21 protein-coding genes are annotated in these 22637 nt (G+C 64.3%); 13 read left to right on the forward strand and 8 right to left on the reverse strand.

The features are described 5' to 3' along the window. Window positions 1-96 precede the first annotated feature (96 nt). From AABD04_RS11555 to AABD04_RS11570, 4 genes are all read left to right on the forward strand, one after another. A complete protein-coding gene (locus tag AABD04_RS11555; RefSeq protein WP_341441253.1) occupies window positions 97-1542 on the forward strand; it encodes a purine-cytosine permease family protein in 1446 nt (481 codons plus the stop codon). Between the two features lie 52 nt (window positions 1543-1594). Further along, a complete protein-coding gene (locus tag AABD04_RS11560; RefSeq protein ID WP_341441254.1) occupies window positions 1595-3115 on the forward strand; it encodes an amidohydrolase family protein in 1521 nt (506 codons plus the stop codon). 66 nt (window positions 3116-3181) lie between these two features. Next, window positions 3182-3814 (forward strand): GyrI-like domain-containing protein, encoded by a 633-nt coding sequence (locus AABD04_RS11565; protein WP_341441255.1) that lies wholly within the window; start codon window positions 3182-3184, stop codon window positions 3812-3814. Window positions 3815-3827: 13 nt separating this feature from the next. Further along, a complete protein-coding gene (locus AABD04_RS11570; protein WP_341441256.1) occupies window positions 3828-5099 on the forward strand; it encodes an MFS transporter in 1272 nt (423 codons plus the stop codon). Between the two features lie 16 nt (window positions 5100-5115). On the opposite strand, the gene AABD04_RS11575 is transcribed toward AABD04_RS11570, so the two are convergent. From AABD04_RS11575 to AABD04_RS11585, 3 genes are read right to left on the reverse strand one after another with little or no spacing between them, the layout of a single operon-like run. Then, window positions 5116-5580, reverse strand: a complete 465-nt coding sequence (locus tag AABD04_RS11575; RefSeq protein WP_341441257.1) for a VOC family protein — start codon at window positions 5578-5580, stop codon at window positions 5116-5118. Window positions 5581-5624: 44 nt separating this feature from the next. Continuing rightward, on the reverse strand, window positions 5625-5921 hold the full coding sequence (locus AABD04_RS11580; protein ID WP_341441258.1) for a hypothetical protein: 297 nt from the start codon (window positions 5919-5921) through the stop codon (window positions 5625-5627). 19 nt (window positions 5922-5940) lie between these two features. Further along, a complete protein-coding gene (locus AABD04_RS11585) occupies window positions 5941-7092 on the reverse strand; it encodes an NAD(P)/FAD-dependent oxidoreductase (protein ID WP_341441259.1) in 1152 nt (383 codons plus the stop codon). Window positions 7093-7173: 81 nt separating this feature from the next. Here AABD04_RS11585 and AABD04_RS11590 point away from each other — a divergent pair, with 81 nt between their 5' ends. Next, window positions 7174-7737: a dihydrofolate reductase family protein gene (locus AABD04_RS11590; protein WP_341441260.1), complete on the forward strand. Its 564-nt coding sequence runs from the start codon at window positions 7174-7176 to the stop codon at window positions 7735-7737. Between the two features lie 16 nt (window positions 7738-7753). Here AABD04_RS11590 and AABD04_RS11595 read toward each other — a convergent pair whose 3' ends face one another. After that, complete coding sequence (locus AABD04_RS11595; RefSeq protein ID WP_341441261.1) at window positions 7754-8050, reverse strand: DUF503 domain-containing protein; 297 nt, start codon at window positions 8048-8050, stop codon at window positions 7754-7756. 104 nt (window positions 8051-8154) lie between these two features. Here AABD04_RS11595 and AABD04_RS11600 point away from each other — a divergent pair, with 104 nt between their 5' ends. Genes AABD04_RS11600 through AABD04_RS11615 form a run of 4 tightly spaced genes read left to right on the forward strand, consistent with a single transcriptional unit; the run spans window position 8155 to window position 13018 of the window. Then, a complete protein-coding gene (locus AABD04_RS11600) occupies window positions 8155-8829 on the forward strand; it encodes a GntR family transcriptional regulator (RefSeq protein WP_243610246.1) in 675 nt (224 codons plus the stop codon). 57 nt (window positions 8830-8886) lie between these two features. Beyond that, entirely contained in the window at window positions 8887-10719 is a 1833-nt protein-coding gene (gene atzF, locus AABD04_RS11605) for an allophanate hydrolase (protein ID WP_341441262.1), read from the forward strand. Between the two features lie 20 nt (window positions 10720-10739). After that, a complete protein-coding gene (locus AABD04_RS11610; protein WP_423228225.1) occupies window positions 10740-11429 on the forward strand; it encodes a cysteine hydrolase family protein in 690 nt (229 codons plus the stop codon). Between the two features lie 8 nt (window positions 11430-11437). Further along, window positions 11438-13018 carry a regulator gene (locus AABD04_RS11615; protein WP_341441264.1) on the forward strand — a complete coding sequence of 527 codons (1581 nt, stop codon included), beginning with the start codon at window positions 11438-11440 and terminating at the stop codon, window positions 13016-13018. Between the two features lie 42 nt (window positions 13019-13060). Here the strand turns inward: AABD04_RS11615 and car are convergent, their stop codons facing one another. After that, complete coding sequence (car, locus tag AABD04_RS11620; RefSeq protein WP_341441265.1) at window positions 13061-16588, reverse strand: carboxylic acid reductase; 3528 nt, start codon at window positions 16586-16588, stop codon at window positions 13061-13063. Between the two features lie 317 nt (window positions 16589-16905). On the opposite strand from car, the gene AABD04_RS11625 reads away from it, so the two are divergent. Further along, window positions 16906-18702: an acyl-CoA dehydrogenase gene (locus AABD04_RS11625; RefSeq protein ID WP_341441266.1), complete on the forward strand. Its 1797-nt coding sequence runs from the start codon at window positions 16906-16908 to the stop codon at window positions 18700-18702. A 25-nt stretch (window positions 18703-18727) separates the two neighbouring features. Beyond that, window positions 18728-19489 carry an SDR family NAD(P)-dependent oxidoreductase gene (locus AABD04_RS11630; RefSeq protein WP_243596153.1) on the forward strand — a complete coding sequence of 254 codons (762 nt, stop codon included), beginning with the start codon at window positions 18728-18730 and terminating at the stop codon, window positions 19487-19489. A gap of 3 nt (window positions 19490-19492) precedes the next feature. On the opposite strand, the gene AABD04_RS11635 is transcribed toward AABD04_RS11630, so the two are convergent. The 3 genes from AABD04_RS11635 to AABD04_RS11645 form a co-directional block, all read right to left on the reverse strand. After that, entirely contained in the window at window positions 19493-20749 is a 1257-nt protein-coding gene (locus tag AABD04_RS11635; RefSeq protein WP_341443018.1) for a cupin domain-containing protein, read from the reverse strand. Between the two features lie 5 nt (window positions 20750-20754). Continuing rightward, window positions 20755-21012, reverse strand: coding sequence for a BatC protein (locus tag AABD04_RS11640; protein ID WP_243596154.1), 258 nt, complete (start codon window positions 21010-21012; stop codon window positions 20755-20757). A 103-nt stretch (window positions 21013-21115) separates the two neighbouring features. Further along, window positions 21116-21274 carry a hypothetical protein gene (locus AABD04_RS11645; protein WP_243596155.1) on the reverse strand — a complete coding sequence of 53 codons (159 nt, stop codon included), beginning with the start codon at window positions 21272-21274 and terminating at the stop codon, window positions 21116-21118. Between the two features lie 44 nt (window positions 21275-21318). Between AABD04_RS11645 and idi the strand changes: the two genes are divergently transcribed. Then, window positions 21319-21927: an isopentenyl-diphosphate Delta-isomerase gene (gene idi, locus AABD04_RS11650; RefSeq protein ID WP_243596156.1), complete on the forward strand. Its 609-nt coding sequence runs from the start codon at window positions 21319-21321 to the stop codon at window positions 21925-21927. A gap of 27 nt (window positions 21928-21954) precedes the next feature. Continuing rightward, complete coding sequence (locus AABD04_RS11655) at window positions 21955-22590, forward strand: NUDIX hydrolase (RefSeq protein ID WP_341441267.1); 636 nt, start codon at window positions 21955-21957, stop codon at window positions 22588-22590. The last annotated feature ends 47 nt before the right edge of the window (window positions 22591-22637 follow it).

The raw sequence follows: 22637 nt of genomic DNA on the forward strand, positions 1-22637 counted from the left end.
GGCTTACATTGCGTAAGGGTTCGGGAAACACACGGGCACGAGGCTTCTCACCAGGCCGACCGAACCGCCGGTCGACCGCATCCCGAGGAGCTCACGGTGACCACACATTCCCACGACGTCGAGGATTCGCTGCAACCGATTCCCGAGAGCCAGAGAACCACCGTGCTGTCCGGTCAGTTCTGGATATGGGCTGGTGCGAACATCGCACCGATCAACTGGGTCCTGGGCGCGCTCGGCATCAGCATGGGCCTCGGCCTGGCCGACACGCTGACAGTGCTCGTCCTCGGAAACCTCATCGGAATGGCGATCTTCGGATTCTTCGTTCTGCTCGGGCAACGAACGGGAACGACCGGAATGCTGTTGGGTCGGTCGGTCTTCGGCCGTCGAGGCAACTATGTCCCCTCCGCAGTCCAGGCCGTGGTGGTCGTCGGCTGGTGCGCGGTGAACACATGGATCGTCCTCGATCTGGTGATGGCTCTGTTCGGCGAACTCGGATGGGTCGACCCGGATGCCGCGAACGTCGGATGGAAGGTAGCGGTGGCTACAGCCATCATGGCGGTCCAGGTCGGTATCTCCATGGCCGGATATCGGGCGATCGCGGCTTTCGAGCGCTGGACGGTTCCGCCCACCGTCGTGGTGCTGGTTCTGATGTCGATCGTGGCCTGGTTTCACCTCGACATCGACTGGAGTTACTCCGGTCCGGACGGCGTCGCGTTGGCTGGCACCGAGCGCATCGTCGCCATGTCGGCCGTGATGACGGCCATCGGAATCGGCTGGGGCCTGACGTGGCTGACCTACGCCGCCGACTACTCCCGCTTCGTCAGTACGCGTGTTCCGCGACGCAAGCTGTACCTGGTCAGTGCACTGGGACAGTTGATCCCCGTCGTGTGGCTCGGTGTGCTCGGAGCGACGTTGGCCACCACCAACGGCTCCGTCGATCCGGGCAAGCTCATCGTCGAGAACTTCGGTGCGCTCGCCATCCCGGTGCTGCTGTTGGTTCTGCACGGCCCCATCGCCACGAACGTCCTCAACGTCTACAGCTTCGGTGTGACGGCGCAGGCCCTCGACATCGAGTTGAGTCGGCGGACGCTGAATCTCGTGGTCGGCGTTCTCGCACTGGCCGCGAGCGTGTTCTTCGTCTTCCAGGAAGATGCGGCGCAGACCCTCGACGCCTGGCTCGTCGGTGTGGTGGGGTGGGTGGCGACATGGGGCGCGATCATGCTGGTGCACTACTACGTCTTCGAGCGCGCCAGCACCCGCTACGGCCATCTGTTCGACGAGGTGGGCTCGACGAGGATGCAGGACGTCAACTGGCGTGCACTAGCGGCGTTCGCCGTGGGAATCTTCGGCACCTGGATGTTTCTCAACGGCATGGTCCCGCCATTGCAGGGATTCGGTTCGCAGGCGCTCGGCGGTCTCGACATCTCGTGGCTCGTCGGCGGTAGTGCTGCAGCGTTGACCTACTACCTTCTCGCACGAAAGTCGCATCGACAGTGGATGATTCGTCAGCAACAGTCCGAGGAGCAGGCTCCGGCACCATAGCCGGTCGAATAGCTACTCGCCGTCATCGCTCCGCACAGTCAAGGAAGGAAACATGGGAATCTTCATCAGGAACGCGCACGTCATCACCATGGACTCGTCCACCGGTTCCGAACCGATCGTTCGCAGCATCCGGATCGAGAACGACGTCGTCACTGCAGTCGCCGGTGATCTCGTGCCCGCCGAAGGCGATACGATCATCGACGGCCGCGACAGGCTGGTGACACCGGGTTTCGTCAACGCACATACACATTCCTGGGAGACGTTCTACAAGGGCAGATACGACAACTTGCCCCTCGAGATGTGGATGGCCATGGCCTATCCGATCCTCGGCGACAGTCGCGTCGAGCCCGATCTGGTTCGTCTGCGCAGCACGTTGTTCGCAATCGAGTCGCTCGAAGCGGGCGTGACGACGATCGTCGACGACGTTCTCGAAAACCCGACTCAGGATTGGGCGCAACTGTCGGCGGTGTTCGACGCCTACGAAGAGATCGGCATCCGAGCGAACATTTCCGGACACGTCATCAGCAAACCGTTCGTCGATACCGTGCCGTTCATCGCCGGCTACCTGTCGCCCGAGGTCACGTCCGAGATTCGGTCGCATCCGGTTCCCACCACGCAGGAGTACCTCGCATTCAGCAGGAGAGCATTCGAGCAGTATCACGGTCGAGGCAACGGTCGTCTGCGATACATGGTCGCGCCGTCCGCACCGCAGCGGTGCGGTGCGGACCTTCTGGTCGGTGCCACGCAGTTGGCGACCGAATTCGACGCCGAATGCCACATCCATGTCCTCGAGACCAAGACCCAGTTGGTCACGGGAACGGAGATGTACGGCGGCTCGCTGGTGGAATACATGGATCGGATCGGCGCACTGTCGCCCAATACCACCCTGGCGCATGGCATTTGGCTGACCGAAGACGATATGTCGATGATCGCCTCGGCGGGTACGTCGATTTCGCACAATCCGATCTCGAACCTCAAGCTCGGATCGGGAATCGCCCCGTGGCACGCCCTGCGTACCGCGGGCGTGAACCTCGGATTGGGAACCGACGGATGCTCGAGCAGTGATTCTCCCCGGATGCTCGACGTCGTGAAAGCTGCTGCGCTGCTGCACAAGGTGACGAATCCGGACTTCACCACCTGGCCCACGGTGGACGAGGTATTGCACGCAGGCACCGTCGGCGGGGCCCGCAGTGCGCTCCTTCAGGACACCGTGGGCACCGTGGAGGTGGGGATGCAGGCCGACCTGGTGATCTTCGACCTCGACACCATGGCTTTCACGCCTCGGCAGAAGCTCGACCGGCAACTGGTGTACTCCGAGAACGGCTCCTCGATCGATACCGTGATCGTGGCGGGCCGGATCGTCGTCGAGGGCGGACGCGTCACCACAGTCGACCGTTCGGCGGTGCTGGCCGAACTCGCCGAGCGCCTCGACGAGATCGTGGCACGCCAGAATGCACTCGATTCGTTGAACAGGCCCCTGCTGGATGTGCTGGCGACCATGTACGACAGGGCGATTGCGACCCGCGGCACCGTCAACCGATTCAGCGACGACGAACGCGCGTGGCTCGTCTGAACGGCGGTGCCGGAAAGCGCTGAACGTTCGGTACGCTGATCCCACGGTCGAATCGGAGCGGGTGTCATGATGGTCGATTTCAAGAAGACGCTCGACGCATATTCGGCACGGCACAACACCTTTCGTACCCTCGTCGTTCCGCCGCTGACCTACCTGATGATCGACGGACACGGCGATCCGAACACCGCGTCGGAGTACGCCGGAGCGATCGCGGCGCTCTACCCCGTGGCCTATGCTCTCAAGTTCGCGAGCAAGAACAATCTCGAACGGGACTACGTCGTCCCGCCGCTCGAGGCTCTGTGGTGGGCCGAGAACATGACGTCGTTCACCACCGAGAGGGACAAGAGCGAATGGAACTGGACCGCCATGATCATGGTGCCCGACTGGATCGACCGTCCGATGTTCGAGGCGGCGATGGCGACCGCCGCCTCGAAGAGCAACTCGGATGCGTCCAGCAGGGTTCGTTTGGAGACCCTCGACGAAGGATTGTGCGTGCAGACGTTGCACATCGGCTCCTACGACGACGAGGCATCGGTACTCGCCGAACTGCATGACCGATACATCCCGAGTTCCGGGTTGACGATGACGGGCAAGCATCACGAGATCTACCTGAGCGATGCGCGCCGGGTCGAGCCCGCGAAGCTGCGCACCATTCTTCGTCAGCCGGTTGCGCATTCGGCGGAGTCGGCGTCGCTCTGACACCATGACCGTCATGACCAACGCGGTGCGCCCGGCGTCGTTCACCGCCGGGACCCTCACTCTTCTGGGGGCGCTCTACTTCGCACAGGGACTACCGTTCGGATTCTTCACCCAGGCCCTGCCGGTGGTACTCCGGGAGTCGGGGTTCTCCCTGGTGAAGATCAGTGCGACCGGTGTGCTGTTCCTGCCGTGGGCGCTCAAGTTTCTCTGGGCACCGTACGTCGATCGCTACGGATCCAGGCGGCGGTGGCTGCTGACGCTGCAGTGCTCTGCCGCGGCGGTGGCACTGGCGTTGTCGTTCCTCGATCTGTCCTCGACATTGCGCTGGCTGTTCGTCGGCATCTTCGTCATGAATGCCCTCTCGGCAACGCAGGACATCGCGACCGACGGCATAGCGGTGCGCACGCTCACCGCGGCGCGGCGCGGGCTGGGCAACGGCTTACAGGTCGGTGCCTACCGGATCGGAATGGTGTGCGGTGGCGGCCTGCTGTTGTGGCTGTTCACCTTTGCCGGATGGCGCGTGCTGTTCGTCGCGATGGCGCTCCTGATCGTGCTCACGACGGTCCCCGTCTGGTGGATGCGCAGACAACTCGATGCAGCCGACGAAGACTCCGACCCGCATGCCGAGCGCCCGACGCCGGGGAAGCTTGCCGGTGCTTGGTGGTCACGGCTGCGCAGACCCGGCATGGTCGCATTCATTCTGCTGATCATCGGGTTCAAGTTCGGAAACTCGATGGGATCGGCGCTCGTGGGTCCGTTTCTGTCGGACAGTGGACTGTCACTACCGCAGATTGCTCTGGTCGAAGGCGGTCTGTCGTCGGTGGCCGCGCTCGGTGGAGCCGCTCTGGGGGCATGGTTGTCGTTCCGACACGGACGTCGCCGGGCCCTGCTGGTGGGCGGCGTGAGCCAAACACTGAGCCTTGCCCTGTATGTCGTTGCGTCCCTGGGCATCGGCGGCTTTCCGCTTCTGGTCACCGCCAACATCACCGAGCACGTGCTCGGTGGAGCGGCCACCGTGGCGGTGTTCGCCCTGATGATGGACGCCTCCGAGAAGCGCTTCGCAGGAAGCGATTACACGCTGATGGCGTGTGCGATCGTCTTCGCACAGGGCGCGGCCGGGATTGCCGCCGGTGTGGTCGGCGACCTGCTCGGCTACACGGCGATGTTCGGTTCCGCGCTCGTCCTGTCCGGTATCGGCTGTGCACTGTTGCTGGTGGCACTGGATCGGGGCTGGGGGCCCGAAGGCCTTCGGCAGGTGGTCCCGCCGAAGATCATCGTGAAGTAGAGGCCGGAGCGGGTGCTCAGCTCCCGGTGGAGGATCCGGCGATGTTGACCATCCACTGCGTGCCGAACTTGTCGGTCAACATACCGAAGGTGTCGCCCCACGGAGCCTTCTCGAGACCCATCGTGAACTGCGCGTCGACGGCCAACGCGTTCCAGTAGCCCGTCAGCTCGTCCTCCTCGTCGCCGCTGAGCGAGACACTCATGGTGTTGCCGGGGGTGTGCTCCATCGACGACGGAGTGTCCGCACCCATCAGAGTGAACCCATTCGGGGTGGTCAGCTGGCCGTGCATGATCTTGTCCTGATCGGCGGGATCCTCGCTGGCGTTGGCCTCGCCGAGCGTTGTGACGGTGAGCTCGCCCCCGAAGACCGAGCGATAGAACTCCATTGCCTCGCGGGCGTTGTCTCGGAACGACAGATAGGGATTGAGAATGGACATGAGCACGGTCTCCTTCTTCGCTGGACGAGCTTTGTTGAACTGCATCGACGACATCCGTCGAAACAATAGACACGACCCACGACGGAAAGTCACCGGTCGGCTTCGGCCGGCCGCGACACTTTCGCTTCCCATCGGGCCCGTCGCTCGTCGTCGGACTGCTCCCACCACGGTGTTCCCCGCTCGCCGAGAGCGACCTTGGCGGCCTGTACCCCCGCGCGAGATTCCGGTGCCCCCGACGTGCGTTTGACCTCCCTGCGCCACGCCATGAGGATCGACCTCAACTCGGCATTGCGATCCTCCGGTATGTCAGGATCCGTTGCGCGCCAGCGTCGACCCTTGATGACGAGGTAGCGACCGTCCTCGGTGCGTTCGGGTTCTTCGGCCATCGGTCCACCCTGCCATGAGTCAACTGCTCAGATACTGCGGCACGGCAATTGCGTCGAGTCCGAGCGCCACGGCGGCGCGAGCGGTGACCGGGCCGACCAGATTTCCCGTTCCGTTGTAGCCGCCGAACGCGACCACGCCGTCGTCGACGAACGTGCACAGCGGGCGTCCGTCGGCGGTGAACCCGACGGATGCGGCCCATCGTGCATCTACCGAGACGGGCTCTCCGGCGAACGATGTCGCGACAGATTCGATGTAGTTCTGCACCTGCGCGGTCGGTTCACCGGACGGTGTCCACTCGTCCTCGGCAAAGAGGTCACGACCGCCCCCGACATACAGCCGTCCCGACGCGTCCTGCTGCGCGTAGTCGTAGCCCCATCGTCCGTACACGGGGCACGGCAGTCGTCCCGGCGTGATGGACGAGGTGGCGAGCATCTGCAGACGTGCGGTCCTGACCCGTCCGTCGAGCTGGGGGAGTACCTGTTCGAGTCGGCCGTCGACGGCAACGAGAACCAGGCCGCACCGAACCGCTCCGTTCGGCGTCGTGACCGCTCCAGGCTCGATGGCGGTCGCAGGCGTGTGCTCGTACAGTCGGGCGCGGCCCGAGAACAGGGACGCCAACCCGAGCGCGCGACGCGCGGGATTCATCACCGCGTCGTCCGGCAGAAAGATGCCGTGCCCCAGATCGCTCGAGTACCGCTCGACGGCAATGCCGTTCTCGCGCAAACACTGTGCCAGCGCGTCGCAGTCCTCCGAATCGGCGAGTTCGATCGGCGCACCGGGGACTCCCGCGAGTCTGATGGATCCGGTGCGGCGGACGACGCCGGATCCGAGAAGCCCTTCCAGCGAGTCGATCTCGGCCAGAGTCCCTCGATACAGATCCACCGCACAGGGACCCCATGCCGCGAGCGCACTGTGCAGAAAGGTCGCGGGGCCACCGAGCAGGAAGCCGCCGTTTCGGCCTGCGGCTCCGGCAGCGATTCGTCCTCCGTCGATTCCGACGACATCGACACCACGGTCGAGGAGGTCGGCGACGGCGGCCAGACCGGACCCTCCGAGGCCGACGACGCAGACGTCCGCGGTGCTCTCACGCTCCAGGGCGGGAAACCCAGCCCAGTCGGACACGATCGGGTCGTCGTCCCACGCCGGGCGGAAGATGTCGCGGGGAATCATCGGTCGATCGTATCGACGGATTCGGCGGGCGGATGGTTTACGATTCCGGCACCCGCATCCCAGCACCGGTAAGGACCGTCCATGCGCACTGTGATCGTGACCGCGTTCGTTTCGCTCGACGGCGTGATGGAAGGACCGGGCGGCGAGGTGGGCTATCGCAACTCCGGTTGGACGTTTCAGGGCATCGAATTCGACCCGGCAGCCTACGAGATCAAGGGGCGCGAGCAAGAAGAGGCCGGTGCGCTGCTGTTGGGGCGCACCTCGTACGAGGCATTTGCGCCGATCTGGCCAACGATGGACGATTTCGCCGGGTACAACGCGATGCCGAGGTACGTGGTGTCGTCAACGCTCCAGCAGGACGACTCACGGTGGCCGGCAACCATTCTGCGCGGTGTCGACGACGTCGCCGAGCTCAGGAACTCCGATGGTGGGCCGATCTCGATACACGGCAGCGCCACCCTGGGACGAAGTCTCGCCGACGCCGGCCTCGTCGATAGATACCACCTGCTCGTATTTCCACTCCTGCTCGGGGCGGGAAAGCGACTGTTCAGTGCGGCCGACAAGGACACCACGCATCTCGAACTGGTCGAACACGAGGTCTACGGCAACGGAATTCAGAAGCAGGTGTTCGACGTACGTCGATGACCCGGTGGGGCGGGTCTCAGACGTCGTCGCTTCGGATGGTGCGCCGCCGAACGGAGACGAGTTGCAGCTCGGGACGTGAGGCCGCCACACGCTCGATTCGATCGAGGACATCGGTGACGTGGTCGCGATCGCCTGCGACGACGGACGCGCCGATGCCTGCTCGTCTGTGCAACTCGCGGTGGTCGGTCTCCGCGACCGACACCGCGAACTTGCGTTGCATTTCGGAGATCATCGGTCGGATCACTGAGCGCTTCTCTTTGAGTGAGTGAACATCGCCGAGAAGGAAGTCGAATTCTATCCATCCAATCCACATATGCCGTCCATTCTACCGCCGGAGGGATCCCCGAGCGCTCGGAATTCGACTGGGCGATGCATCGGATGCGCACCAATCGCCGAACATGTTCGTACACTGGCGTCATGGCTGCACCGGCGGAACACGGTTCCTTGCCGCAGAGTCTTGTCGAAATGGCGACGCGCCAGGTCCGATCCGAGGTGCTCAGCGGCGCGCTCGAACCCGGATCCCGCGTTGTCGAGGAGACCCTGTGCGCGCGCCTCGGGATCAGCCGAGCACCGGTACGTGAGGCATTGCGACTGCTGGCCGAGCAGGGTCTGGTCGAGCATCTCCCACGTCGCGGGTTCCGAGTGACGGTGTGGTCGGCAGAGGACATTCTCGAACTCTTCGAGTTGCGTCAGGTTCTCGAACGGCATGCGCTCGAGCGTGCGCTCCCGCTCGCGTCGTCTCGCGGCGGTGCGTTCGCACCGGTACGAAAGGCGCTCGACGAGATGCGTGACGCCGATGCGCGGGGCGACACCCTGGAGAAGGACGATGCCCACCGGCGTTTCCACGAGGCCATCGTGGCGTTGGCCGGCAGTCGCCAACTCGATCTGGCGTATGCACCGATCCTGCTGAAGTTGCAGCTACCGATGGCCCGCAATCTCCGAGAAGAAGCCCGAGTCGCCAATCCGGTCGACGGGATCCGGCGTCACGAGTGGTTGCTCGACGCCATCGAATCGAACGACGTGTCGGTGGCGCTCGCTGCGTTGAAGCAGCATGGCGAATTGACCTACCTGCATCTCGAGAGTATTTCCTAACAGACTCGAAACACGGCAACAACCTGCAGTAACAGAAAACTGTCGACAATCGACGGTATGAATTCAGACCTGGGACCGGCGCTCGGCTCGACCGTTGCCGAGATGCTCGCGGCGTACCGATCCCGCACGTCGACTCCCACGGCAACGGTGGAGGCGTTCTCGACCGCTGTGGCTGCACGCGGTGACGACGGAACGTGGATCACCGTCGTGGGCCGTGCGGACTTGCTCGCGGCCGCCGCGGCTCTCGAAGCGCGATCGGACGCAGTGTCGCTGCCCCTGTACGGAATTCCGTTCGGAGTCAAGGACAGCATCGACGTGGCCGGATACCCGACCACCCTCGCCTGTCCCGACTACGCCTACACACCGGATTCGACGGCCCCGGCAGTGCAGGCGTTGGTCGACGCCGGAGCCATTTTCGTCGGCAAGACCAGCCTCGACCCGTTTGCGACCGGGCTGAACGGAACTCGTACGCCGCACCCCATTCCGCGGAGCGTCTACGGCAACGACATGATCTCGGGTGGCTCGAGTTCCGGTTCGGCCCTGGCCGTGGCCCTCGGGCAGGTGCCGTTCTGTGTGGCCACCGACACCGCAGGATCGGGTCGAGTGCCTGCTGCGCTCAACGGCATCGTCGGCTACAAGCCGTCGCGCGGCCTGATCAGCACCGTCGGACTCGTCCCCGCGTGCAAGTCGCTGGACTGCATCACCCTGATGGCATCCACCGTCGAGGACCTCGACCTCGTGTTCGACGTCATGTGCGCCGAGGATCCAGCGGACGGTTGGGCACGTTCGCGCGGAGAGAAGTACGACGGGTGTGAGATCACCGTCGGACTGCCGGACCTGCAGCAGCTGGACTTCTTCGGCGACGCGGCCATGTTCGACGCCCATTCGGCCGCGCGCCGGACGCTCCCCGAGCACGGATTACGCACCGCCACAGTCGATCTCGCGCCGTTCCTCGATGCCGGTTCGCTACTGTACCAAGGGCCGTGGGTCGCCGAGCGATTGGTCGAGTTCGACGAATTCCTCAGCGCGAAGCCCGATTCGATCGTTCCCATGGTCCGCGAGATATTTCTGGGAGGTCGGAAGTACAGCGCCGCCGATGCCTTCCGTGCACTGCAGACACTGCAAGACCTTCGCGCTCGCGTCGCCCAGCTCTGGACGTCGATGGACGTGATGATCGTGCCGACCATCGGCACCACCTTCACCGTGCCGGAGGTTCTCGCAGACCCCATCGCGTGCAACACGAAACTCGGTCACTACACCCACTTCGGGAACCTTCTCGACCTGACGGCCGTGGCAGTTCCCGTAGGGCTCACCGAGGACGCTCGACCGGTCAGTCTCATGGTGATCGGGCCTGCGTTGGCCGACGATACTGTTCTTGCGGTCGCGGCCCGGTTACTCGGAGAAGGGCGCGCCGTCTCACCGCCTCCCGCAGTCGAAGGGTCGGCAGTCGAGACAATCGACATCGTCGTTGCCGGGCACCACCTGTCGGGGGAGCGGGCCAACCCGCAGTTGCTCGAGCTGGGCGGGTCCCTGGTCGAGGCCACCTCCACCGCGCCCACGTACACACTGCTTCGGATCGGATCCGCCGATCCGACACCCGGTCTGCTGCGAGTTCCATTCGGCGGCAGCGCAATCGACGTGGAGAGGTGGCGTCTGCCCGCCACTTCTCTTGCGGTACTCGCGGGCAGAATGCCGGCGGTACTCGCTCTGGGACGAGTACTGCTGGCCGACGGTTCCGACGTTCTCGGCTACGTCTGCGACGCCACTGTGCAGACCGGTGCGGAGGGGCACACCGTCGACGACATCAGCGAGTTCGGTGGCTGGCGGGCATATTCCCGGACGATCAGTTCTGCTCACGACACTTCCATTGCAGCACAGGAGATCTCATGACTTCAACACCCACGCCGGTGATGTCGATACCGTCGGCGTCACCATCGGAGTTCACCGTCGATGCCGCAACGACGGCACTGCTCGTCATCGACATGCAGAGGGACTTTCTGCTCCCCGGGGGTTTCGGTGAGAGCCTCGGCAACGATGTCGGCTTGCTCCGGACCGTGATCGAACCCCTCGCAGCTCTCATCGCTGTCGCACGAGAAGCCGGCATCCCCGTGATCCATACCAGGGAGGGGCATCGACCGGACCTGTCGGACTGCCCGCCGGCGAAGTTGCGCCGCGGCACGCCATCCCAGCGCATCGGTGATCCAGGGGCGTTCGGCCGCATCCTCGTTCGCGGTGAGTACGGTCACGACATCGTCGACGAGCTGGCACCGCTCGAGGGCGAGGCCGTCATCGACAAGCCCGGCAAAGGGGCGTTCTACGCCACCGAACTCGCCGAGGTTCTCACGAGCGCCGGAATCACCACGCTGCTCGTCACCGGTGTGACGACCGAGGTGTGCGTGCACACGACGGTGCGGGAAGCCAACGATCGGGGCTACGAGTGCCTCGTGGTGACGGACTGCGTCGGTTCGTACTTCCCGGAGTTCCAACGAGTGGGCCTCGAGATGATCTCGGCGCAGGGTGGAATCTTCGGTTGGACCGCGGCGTCGGAGGACGTCATGACTGCATTGGCTGCATTCGTCCCCACGTCGACGAGTCGATAGGACCGAACATGAGCATGGATGTCAAGGACTCACCCGCTGCAGGCTCCTCGTCCTCGTTCACTCTTTCGTGGTGGACGAAGGGCGACACCAACGCATTCTTCGGACTCGGCTTCAACATTTTGGTCAATGTGCTCACTCTGACGACGTTGAGCATCGCGGTGGTCGGAATTCCAGGAAGTGACGTCCTCGGGACGCTGCTGCCTGCCCTCGGGATCGCCCTGATCCTGGGGAACCTGTACTACATGGTTCTCGCTCGTCGACTTGCCAAGCGCGAGAATCGAACCGACGTGACGGCGCTACCGTACGGTCCGAGCGTTCCGCACATGTTCATCGTCGTGTTCGTGGTCATGCTCCCGGTCTACCTGGCGACAGGCGAGGCGCTTCAGGCGTGGGCGGCGGGGCTCGCGTGGGCCTTCATGATCGGCATCATCGTCATGATCGGAGCGTTCGTCGGGCCCTACATTCGCAGGATCACCCCGCGCGCGGCGATGCTCGGCACGTTGGCCGGCATCTCGATCACGTTCATCGCGATGCGCCCGGCCGCACAGATGTGGGAGGCCGCCTGGATCGGGTTGCCCGTTCTCGCAATCATTCTCATCGGCTTCTTCACCGATGTGAAGTTGCCCGGCAACATCCCGGTCGGGCTCGCCGCGCTCCTGGTGGGCACGGCGATCGGCTGGATCGGCGGATACATGTCCGTGCCGGACGTGACCGAGGCGGCGAGCAACATCGCCCTCGGCCTCCCCGATCTACGCCTCGACCTGCTCCTCGACGGTCTCGGCAATCTGGCACCGCTGCTCGCGACCGCAATTCCTCTTGGCGTCTACAACTTCACCGAGGCGATGAGCAACGTCGAGAGCGCATCTGCTGCTGGAGACAACTACAACCTGCGCAGTGTGCTGCTCGCCGACGGCTTCGGCGCAGTCGTCGGCTCGGCGTTCGGATCGCCGTTCCCGCCCGCGGTCTACATCGGCCATCCCGGCTGGAAGGACGCGGGTGGCCGAACCGGATACAGCGTCGCGTCGGGCGTCGCGATCGGGCTCATGTGCTTTCTCGGATTGTTCGGATTGCTGGCAACGTTGCTGCCGATTCCCGCGATCGTGCCGATTCTGCTGTATATCGGGCTGCTGATCGGTGCCCAGGCATTCCAGTCGGTGCCGAAGCTGCACGCCATCGCGGTGGTGGTGGCACTGCTACCCAACCTTGCGGAGTGGGCGGTGGGCCTGATCGACAACGCACTCAGCGCGGCAGGCACATCGGCCACGGAAGTGGGAAGCGAGGCACTGGGTCAGGCGGGTGTCGTGTACGACGGTCTGAAGACGTTCGGCTCGGGAGCCGTACTCGCCGGACTGATGCTGGGCACCATCGTCACGTTCGTTCTCGACAAACGGTTTCTTGCCGCCGCCGCGGCGGGTGGGGTGGCCGCAACACTGTCGTGGGTCGGTCTGATCCATTCGCACCAGGTGGGGTGGGCAGCCAATCCCCAGGTCGCCCTGGGCTACCTGTTCTTCGGGCTGGTGTGTCTGGCGTACTCCCGGCTGAACCCCGCCCCTAAGCCGACGGGCGAGCCACAACCGGTCGGAGAGTAGGGCTTCCCGATGCGGGCCGCACGGCCCGCATCGGGAACTTCTCTAGCGTGTGCCGACGAGGTCGAGCGCCACGAGATCCGACAGGTACTTCTCGATCAGTTCGCGTCCGAGGTGCGGAATATCCCCGACGGCCGAGGCGAACTCGTCAGCAGGCAGGATCGCCCCGGACGACGGGTGTTGCGGTTGTGCGTACGAGTGGATCAGGGGGAGCAGCGAGTGCGAACGCTGCTTCTCCGGGAGCTCCTCCACCGCAGCACTGAATCTCGCGAACCAGTCGTCGTAGTTCTCGACGATCTCGATGTGGCGACCGGCCTCGCGAAGCCAATCCACGAACGTGTCCAACGAGATGTTGTCGTCGTGCGGGTTGAGGATGTCGAAGGTTCGGTAGCCCGACAGATCATCGCCCGCGATCGACGTGATGGCCGACGCACTGAAATCGGCCGGCAGTCCGTCGTAGTGGGCCAGTGGTCGCCCCTTCTCGTCGGTCGGTGCCCCGGTGTCGGTCGCGTAGAACGTGTGCGGAGCCAGACCGGTTGCGACGACCGACAAGATCAGACGCGTGAACACGTCCGGCACGTTGAGCTGGCCAGTCCACGTGCTGTGCGCCAGGATCATGTCCGAGCGAAAGACCGAGACGGGTAGGCCGAACTCGTCGAACGCGTTGCGCAACAGCACTTCACCGGCCCACTTGGAGTTGCCGTACCCGTTGGCGTACGAATCGTCCACGGCCCGCGACGGACTGTCGACGCGGATGTCGCCATTCTCCCGGAAATTCTCGACGCCCGCTGCGACGGCCACCGTCGACAGGTAGGTCACCGGCTTGACATGGTCGGTCAGCGCCAGCCGAATCACCTCGGCCGTTCCGACGACGTTGGGTCCGAAGACGTGCTCGTACGGAAGTGCGTGATTGACCAGCGCTGCGGGGTGGACGATGCGATCCACCCGTTCGGCCAGCGCCTCGAATACCTCGTGGTCCACGCCGAAGTGGGGTGTCCCCAGATCGCCTGCCACGACCTCGAGCGCAGCGTCGGCCAAGGTTCGAAAACGCTCCGACAGTTCTGCGTCTCCACTGTCGAAGGCTGCGTCGAGTCGAGCCCGCGCGTCGGAATCGGAGCGTCCGCGCACCAGGCAGACCACCTTTCCGCCGACCTCGGCCATGCGCTCCAGCCATTCCAAGCAGAGGAAGCGACCGAGATAACCGTTGGCACCGGTCAGCAAGACCGTGCTGGTCTGTTCTCGTGGGCCAGGAACATGGTGTGCGGCGTCCAGGAGAGCGTCGTCGAGAAATGCCGACAGACGCAGATCGGAGGCGCGTGCAACGACGGCGCCGCGTCCGTGCACCGAGGCGAATGTGGCCGTGTCGGAATCGTTGTCGCGAGCCGAGGAAATGTACTCGGCCAGCGCTGCCAGGTCCATGGCGGGCCCGGTGATCACTCCGACCGGAACATCGACATCGTAGATTTCACGCAGGAGCGTCGAGAACGTCAACGCCGACAACGAATCTCCGCCCAAGTCGCTGAAGTGTGCGTCGGGACGCACATCGGATCCGGCGCATCCCAGCAGGGCCTGTGCGGCATCACCGACGGTGGTCAGCACCGGGGCGTCGGCACCGCTGCGTCGAAGCTCGCGCAGGCGTTCGTTCTGACCCGACTCGAGTTCCGCGTAGCGACGCTCGAGTTCGTCACCGTAACGCTCGACGAGTTTGGGCCGCAGTTGCTTGCCTGCACCGGACAGCAATCCGTTGTCCTGTGTGAACGGTACGTCTTCCAGCACGACCTCGCGCGGAATCTCGTACGAATTCAGCGCTTCCGCGCGGGCGATGTGCTGCAACGATTCGATGATCGAACCCGCAGTCGTATCCGGATGAGACGGTACGACAACTGCCAGGAGATACGCCCGTTGGCCGTTGCCGTACAGAAAGATCTGATCGACCAGCTCGCTGGTACCGAACAAGGCTTCGAGGCGCGCCAGTGCCACGAATTCGCCCTGAGCCAGTTTCAGAACGTTCTTGCGGCGGTCGACGTAGACGAGTCGGTCCGGCTCGATCTCGGCGACGACGTCACCGGTGCGATAGAAGCCCTCGGAGTCGAAGACGTCGGCCGTGACGTCCGGGCGCTTGTAGTAGCCGGGAATGATCGACGCCGTCTTGAGGAGGAGCTCACCGCGCGGATGCGGGGTGTCGGTGGAGAAATAGCCGAGTTCGGGCACATCGTCGAGCTTGTATTCGATCACCGGCGGGCGTTGAACGACGCCGTCGTGCAACACCATTCCGGCTTCGGTGGAGCCGTAGTTGTCGCGGACCTCGATGTCGAGCAGCTCCGTGACGAAGTCCTTGACCTCATCGGCGATCGGTGCGGTGCCCACCATTGCTGCAAGGACACGACCGCCGAATTGTTCGATCCTGTTGCGCTCGAGGACCTCTCGACGCGTCCTGTCGGCATCGCCACCGGCAGAGCGTTCGACCTCCCGGTCGATCTCGGCGAGGACGTTGTGCCGAATCATCTCGCATACCCGGGGGATCAACAGTGCCATGGTGGGCCGAGCGATCGCGAAATCCTCGAACAGGGTGGACAGGTCGCTCGCCCCGGCGAAGTGGACTGTTCCGCCGGCCGCCAGCGTGGAAAAGACGAGGCCACGGCCGGCCAGGTGACTCATCGGAAGATAGTCGAGAGTGATGACCGGGAAGGCCGGCCGGTCCGTGGACTCGGAGGACGCTCCGGTGTGGTGCCAGGCCCCGGTCCAGGCTCCGCACACGATCCGTTCTGTGTGCATCGCCCCCTTGGGGGTTCCGGTGCTGCCGGAGGTGTAGATCAGCGTCGCGAGTCGGTCGGGTTCCTCGGCATCGGGTATCGGAACCTCCGGGAGTTGCGCGCCGTCGCGAACCAGCTCGGTGAGCGGCCTGACGACGAGTCCCACCTGTTCGGCATCACTGCGCGCGGACTTCATGATCCGTGTGTGCGCGTCGATCGCGTCGTCGTAGTCGAGAACGACGATGCGCCGAATGGACCGACAATGCGTGGCGACCTGGACCGCGACGGACAGGTTGTCGACATCGGCTGCGAGGACGACGGGTTCGACCTCGTCGGCGATGGCCGAGAGCTGGCCCGCGGTGGCACCGGCCTGCAGCGGAACGGCAATCGCGCCGAGGCGGATCGTGGCCAATTCCGCGATGACATAGTCGGCACTCGCGAATCCCAGGGTTGCGAAGAAGTCTCCTGGAGCGATACCGAGTGCGTCGTGGCTCAGCGCCGAGGCCAGTGCACCGGCGTCGTGCCACGCTCGGCCGTAGGTGACGGTGTCGAAGCGCGGGAGCAGGCGAACGGCGTTCTTGTCGTCGATTCGGGCGATCTCGCGAGCCCGGCGGCCGAGGGCCGGTCGATCGGAGTAACGCGTCATGATCTCGGCAACCACGCGGGCCAGGTTGGGCGACAACTCCTGGGCGGCGTCGGCCACCGCACTGTCCGGTTCGGCAGCTCGAAACTCCTGGTCGGACTCGTGCAGCTCCTGGAAACGACCGCGTTGCCTGCTCCGACGATCCTGTCGGCTGTCGACGGCCAGTGTGTGCGTCATCCTCGACTCCCTCCGACGAAGCGCACCCAGCGTTCGGGGCACCTCGCGATTGTCCGCTCAATATCGTTATCAAAGGTAAGTATATGCCGGCGAGTACTGCTGCAATCGTGACGCTCCTCATAGTCCGATAAGTCGTAAAAGTCTGGCTGCCTGCGCTTTTGGAGCCCTGATTGCGAATGTGGACCGGTGGCCGCGGCTCACGTGGGTACTCGATGAGAGCGGAAGGCCCCGACTTGTATGGTGAATCCACAGTCATGTGCGTCACAGTGCTCGTCACCATCGTGCGCACGTGTCACCCCTCGCGATCGGAGAAGTGAATGTCGGACGTCCTCTCGCGGCGCGACCTGGATTTTCTGCTGTACGAATGGTTGGACGTGGCGGCACTGACTGCTCGACCTCGCTTCGCGGAGCACTCGAAGGAGACCTTCGACGCGGTCCTCGACCTCAGTGCCGACATCGCCCGCAAGCATTTCGCGCCGCACAACAAGAAGGCGGACGCGCAGGAACCGACGATGAACGCGGACGGTTCGGTCGAGCTGATACCGGAAATCAAGGAAGCACTCGATGTCTATGCGTCGGCGGGACTGATCGCCGGGCAGTTCGACGAGGCGATCGGCGGCATGCAACTGCCCGCGACCGTCTCCAGAGCGGCGATGGCGTTCTTCCAGGCCGCCAACGCCGGGACCTCGTCGTACCCGTTCCTCACGATGGCGAACGCCAACCTGATCGCGACGTACGGCACGCCGGATCAGGTGCGAGATTACGTCCGGCCCATGCTGGAGGGCCGCTGGTTCGGAACCATGTGTCTGTCGGAACCGCAGGCCGGATCGTCACTGGCGGACATCACGACCAAGGCGGTGCCGCAGGACGACGGTAGCTTCCGTATCACCGGTACCAAGATGTGGATCTCGGGTGGAGATCACGAACTCACCGAGAACATCGTCCACCTGGTGCTGGCCAAGACTCCGGGCGGACCGGCGGGGGTGAAGGGGATCTCTCTGTTCATCGTTCCCAAATTCCTTCCGAATGGCGACGGCGGCACAGGCGAGCGCAACGACATCGTGTTGACCGGCCTCAATCACAAGATGGGCAACCGCGGCACCACCAACACCCTGCTGGCGTTCGGCGACGGAACCCACTCGCCCGGTGGGCAGCCCGGCGCAGTCGGCTTCCTCGTCGCCGAGGAGAACCGCGGTTTGTCGTACATGTTCCACATGATGAACGAGGCCCGGATCGGTGTCGGATTCCTCGCGATCGCCCTCGGCTACGTCGGCTACCTGAAGTCGGTGGAGTATGCGAAGACCCGTACTCAGGGCCGACCGCTCGGTGCCAAGGATCCGGCCTCACCTCCGGTCGCGCTGATCGAGCACGCCGACGTCCGTCGAATGTTGTTGGCGCAGAAGTCCTACGTCGAAGGGGCGCTGGCGCTCGGGCTCTACTGTTCGCGTCTGGTCGATCATCAGGACTCGGCGTCCGACGATGCCGAAGCAGCGCGATCGACTCTGCTGCTCGACGTACTGACGCCCATCGCCAAGAGCTGGCCGTCGCAGTGGTGCCTCGAAGCCAACAGTCTGGCCATTCAGGTGCACGGCGGCTACGGTTACACCCGCGACTACGACGTCGAGCAGCACTATCGCGACAATCGCCTCAACCCGATTCACGAAGGTACTCACGGTATTCAAGGTTTGGATCTGCTCGGGCGCAAGGTGATCATGCAGGGCGGTGCGGGATTGGCTCTGCTGGCCGAACACATCGGGGAGACGGTCGAGCGGGCGCACGCAGCCGGCGGTGACGCTGCTCGGTACGCGGCCGAACTGCACGCACGCGTCGGCAGAATCGTCGAGGTGACCGCGGCAGTGTGGGGGACCGGCGATGCCGCCGTGGCGCTGGCCAACTCCACGGCCTACCTCGAGGCGATGGGTCACACGGTCATCGCCTGGATGTGGCTGGAGCAATTGCTGGCCGTCGGCACGAAAGCCGGAGACTTCTACGACGGAAAGCGTTCTGCAGCACAATACTTCTACGTCTACGAATTGCCGAAGGTGGACGTTCAGCTCGATCTGTTGGCGAGACTGGACCGCACCACCCTCGATATGTCACCCGCTTGGTTCTGAGTCGAGTACAAGGAGATTCATCAACATGTCGATCTTGGACAAATTTCGCCTGGACGGTCGCGTCGTCATCGTCACCGGTGCATCCTCCGGACTGGGCGTGGCATTCGCGAAAGCGGCCGCCGAGGCGGGAGCGGACGTGGTGCTCGCCGCACGCCGAGTGGACAAGTTGGCGCAGACCGCCGAGTTGATCGACAGCGTCGGAGGGCGTTCGATCACGGTCGCCACCGACGTGGTCGACCCGGATCAGTGCACCGCAATGGTCGAGGCCGCGGTGACGGAGTTCGGAAAGGTCGACATTCTGATCAACAATGCCGGAGTCGGCACAGCCTTCCCGGCGACCCGAGAAACACCCGAGCAGTTTCGCTCGGTGATCGATATCAACTTGAACGGGTCGTACTGGGCAGCGCAGGCCTGTGGGCGGGTGATGGCACCCGGCAGTTCGATCGTGAACATCTCGAGCATTCTCGGGCTGACCACCGCAGGCCTCCCACAGGCGGCCTACAGCGCGAGCAAGGCAGCGATCATCGGCCTCACCCGCGATCTCGCACAGCAGTGGGGCGCGCGAAAAGGCATCAGGGTCAACGCCATTGCGCCAGGGTTCTTCCAGAGCGAGATGACGGACTCGTACCAGCCGGGATACCTCGACTCGATGGCTCCGCGAATGATCCTCGGACGCAAGGGCGATCCCGAAGAACTGGCCGCAACCGCGATCTGGCTCGCCTCGGACGCCGGGGGATACGTGACGGGTCAGACCATCGCGGTCGACGGCGGGATCACGATCACCTGACGGTCATCCTTCGACGGCAGGCACGGCGATTCCCTCGCGGATCAGTCTGCGCGCAACCACCACTGCGTCGTCGGTGTCGAGTCCGGGCAGCGCATCCAGGCGGCACGAAGCGCCCTTCATCAGGGTCTCGATCGCGTCGGCGCACTGAGACGGCAGCGTGACCGTCTTGTTCCGAAGCACCATCGAGACGCCGTTCTTCGTGTGCATGATCCGCGCGAAGGTGCCGAGCCGCAATCGAATCGAATCCTCACCTCGCAGCCCGCCCATCGCGGCGACGCTCGCCAGTGGGCGCACCGGTTCCGGTCGGACGAGGTCGTCGTGACGATCTGCGAGGCGTTCGGCGAGTCGACGTACCGCGTCGGGGTCTCGGTCGATCTCGTCGAGCGCGGCGCGCATGGCGTCCACAACTCGGTGTACGTGCGGAACCAGGGACTCCGAGTCGGAGTGGTCGAGGCCGGCAGGGAGGGGAGCACGCAGACTCTCGATGTCGCCGAGCGACTTCAGTACGTGGTGGGCCAGGTCGTAGTCGTTGTACGACGCGACGCCGATGGTGAGGTGCACCGTGGTGTCGCCGAGCGCTTGCGCCGAGTGGATCCACCCGCGCGGCAGGTAGAGCACATCGCCGGGTTCGAGAACGATGTCCAGTTCGGGAGTGTTCGATGCGTGGTCTTCGACGGCCGACCGCCGGTCCGACCACGGTTGATTGTTGAGCGGATGCACGTGCACCGGCGAGTGAATGCTCCACCGCTTGGTCCCCGCGATCTGCACGACGAACACATCGTGCACGTCGTAGTGCGGTGAAAAGCCCTGCGACGCAGCCGGTGTGACATACGAATTCACCTGCACGGGATGGCCCAGCTCGCGAACGAGATCACCGACGAAATGAATCAGCGGGGGCCAAAGTCGATGCAGGCCCTGAAGTACCAGCGTATTTCCGGCCGCGAAGGCTGCCAGCACCGCTGCGGAGTCGACCTGGTCCGTCACCTCGGCACCGAACCCGCCGGACGACGTGAACTGCGACTTGTCCAGCAACCGACCGTCTTTGGCCATCCGCACGAACGGAGTGCGGACTCCGCGTTCGGAGATCAGCTCGTCGACCGCGTCGAGCGTCATCAGATCGTCGAACGAGTCCGAGAGATCAGCTGATCGGGTCAGCTTGGGAGCAACGCCCCAGAACCGATCTGCGAAAGTCCCGAGATCGATACCGGTGAGACGACGGAGCGCGGACCGGTTACCCGATCCGCGCTCGCCGCTCGACACAGTGCTCAAGCGGTGCCGTCCGCACCGCCGTCGTGCCCGTTGGGGTTGGAACCGCCGTCGGCGGGGCCTTCGCCTGCGCCGGCCGGGCCGTCTGCTCCGCCGTCATGTCCGTCGGGGTTCGATCCGCCGTCGGCCGGTCCTTCGCCTGCGCCGGCTGAGCCGTCTGCTCCGCCGTCGTGACCGCCGGGGTTCGATCCGCCGTCAGCGGGTCCTTCGCCTGCGGCTCCGCCCGTGGTGGTGATGTCGTCGTCGTTGATGCTCATCGAGGTCCTTCCGATTGTGGAGGTTCGTGTGTCCTTGCGGCGCGAGAACACCGGAGGTATTGACGCAAACTCAGCTTCTCAAACAGCGGTGGCGTCGTGAATCTCAGGCAGAATCGTCAGCGATCTCGGGTGCGTTCTCCCGCGTTGCCATCCCGCCACCGCCTCCGCCGTCGACCGGTCCTGGGCGGCCGCCCTTCGGTGTGTCCGACGCCTTCTCGGAGTCTTTCGGGTTCTCGTTCTCGGTGTTCTCGTCACGTCCCATGGTTCGACAGTAGACCGCCGAGCAGGCCGTGGGACGATGGAACAATGGATCGATCCCCAGCGCAGCACGTGGTGCTGCTCGACGACGAAGGCCGCGCTGTCGGTTCACAGGACAAGACGACCGTGCACACGCTGAACACACCACTGCACTTGGCTTTTTCCAGCTACGTGGTCAGATCGGACGGCGCGGTACTTCTCACGCGCAGAGCGTCGAGCAAGAAGACGTGGCCAGGGGTGCTGACCAATACGTGCTGCGGGCACCCCGCCCCCGGTGAGCGGCTCGACGATGCCGTGGTGCGCAGGATCGGTGAAGAACTGGGACTGCGGGTCGATTCGGCGGAGTTGGTTCTGCCGCACTTTCGGTACCGAGCCGTCATGGACAACGGAATCGTGGAGAACGAGATCTGCCCCGTGTATCGCGTGCTGGTGGACGAGCAGGCGACACTCGACCCGGATCCACTCGAGGTGGACGAGACTCGGTGGGTGACGTGGCGGGAATTCTCCGAAGGGGTGCTCGGTGGCAGTATCGACGTATCACCCTGGTGTCGAACGCAAGTGGAGCAACTGACCGCGCTCGCCGAAGAGCCACTGGCCTGGCCGGTGTCGCCGGAAAGTCTGCTTCCTCCCGCCGCCCGCCCTACCGATACCCGCTGATCTGGCCTGGCCTCTAGGGTTCGTGTTGTGAGTATCGACGCTTTCGGTCAGCCGAACCAAGACTTTCTCGATCGGGATTCCGTCGCGCGCGAACTCGCACGCTTCTCCTCTCGCACTGTCGAATCCGCCGGACTGCGCGCCGCTGCGGTGGCCGTTGCGATCGGCGGAGCGCCAGGGGACCGGCGCATGCTCCTGACGAGGAGGCCGGACCGATTGCGAGCACATCCGGGCCAGTACGCCCTACCAGGCGGCGGTGTGGATTCCGGTGAATCCGCACTGCAGGCATGTCTGCGGGAATTGGCCGAGGAGTTGGGGATTCGCGCCGAGGAAACAGACGTGCTCGGCAGGTTGGACGACTACGTCACCAGGTCCGGGTATGTCATCACCCCGTTCGTGGTGTGGGTCGGTGATTACTCGTCCACCTTGCTGCCCAGCGAGGACGAGGTTGCCGAGGTGTTCGAGGTGACCGTCGACGAGCTCGACGTGGACGCCCAATTCGTGTCGATTCCCGAATCGACGCGGCCGGTGATTCGGTGGCCGTACCGGACCGGGGCAATTCACGCTCCGACCGGCGCGATCGTCCATCAATTTCGCGAAGTGGCACTGCACGGTCGACACACCCGAGTCGCGGACTTCGAGCAGCCCGTGTTCGCGTGGCGCTAACGTGACCGAACGACCCGAGTCCGGAGAACGGCCGACCGCGACGAGCA

Source organism: Rhodococcoides navarretei (assembly GCF_038069675.1).
GTDB classification, from domain to species: domain Bacteria; phylum Actinomycetota; class Actinomycetes; order Mycobacteriales; family Mycobacteriaceae; genus Rhodococcoides; species Rhodococcoides navarretei.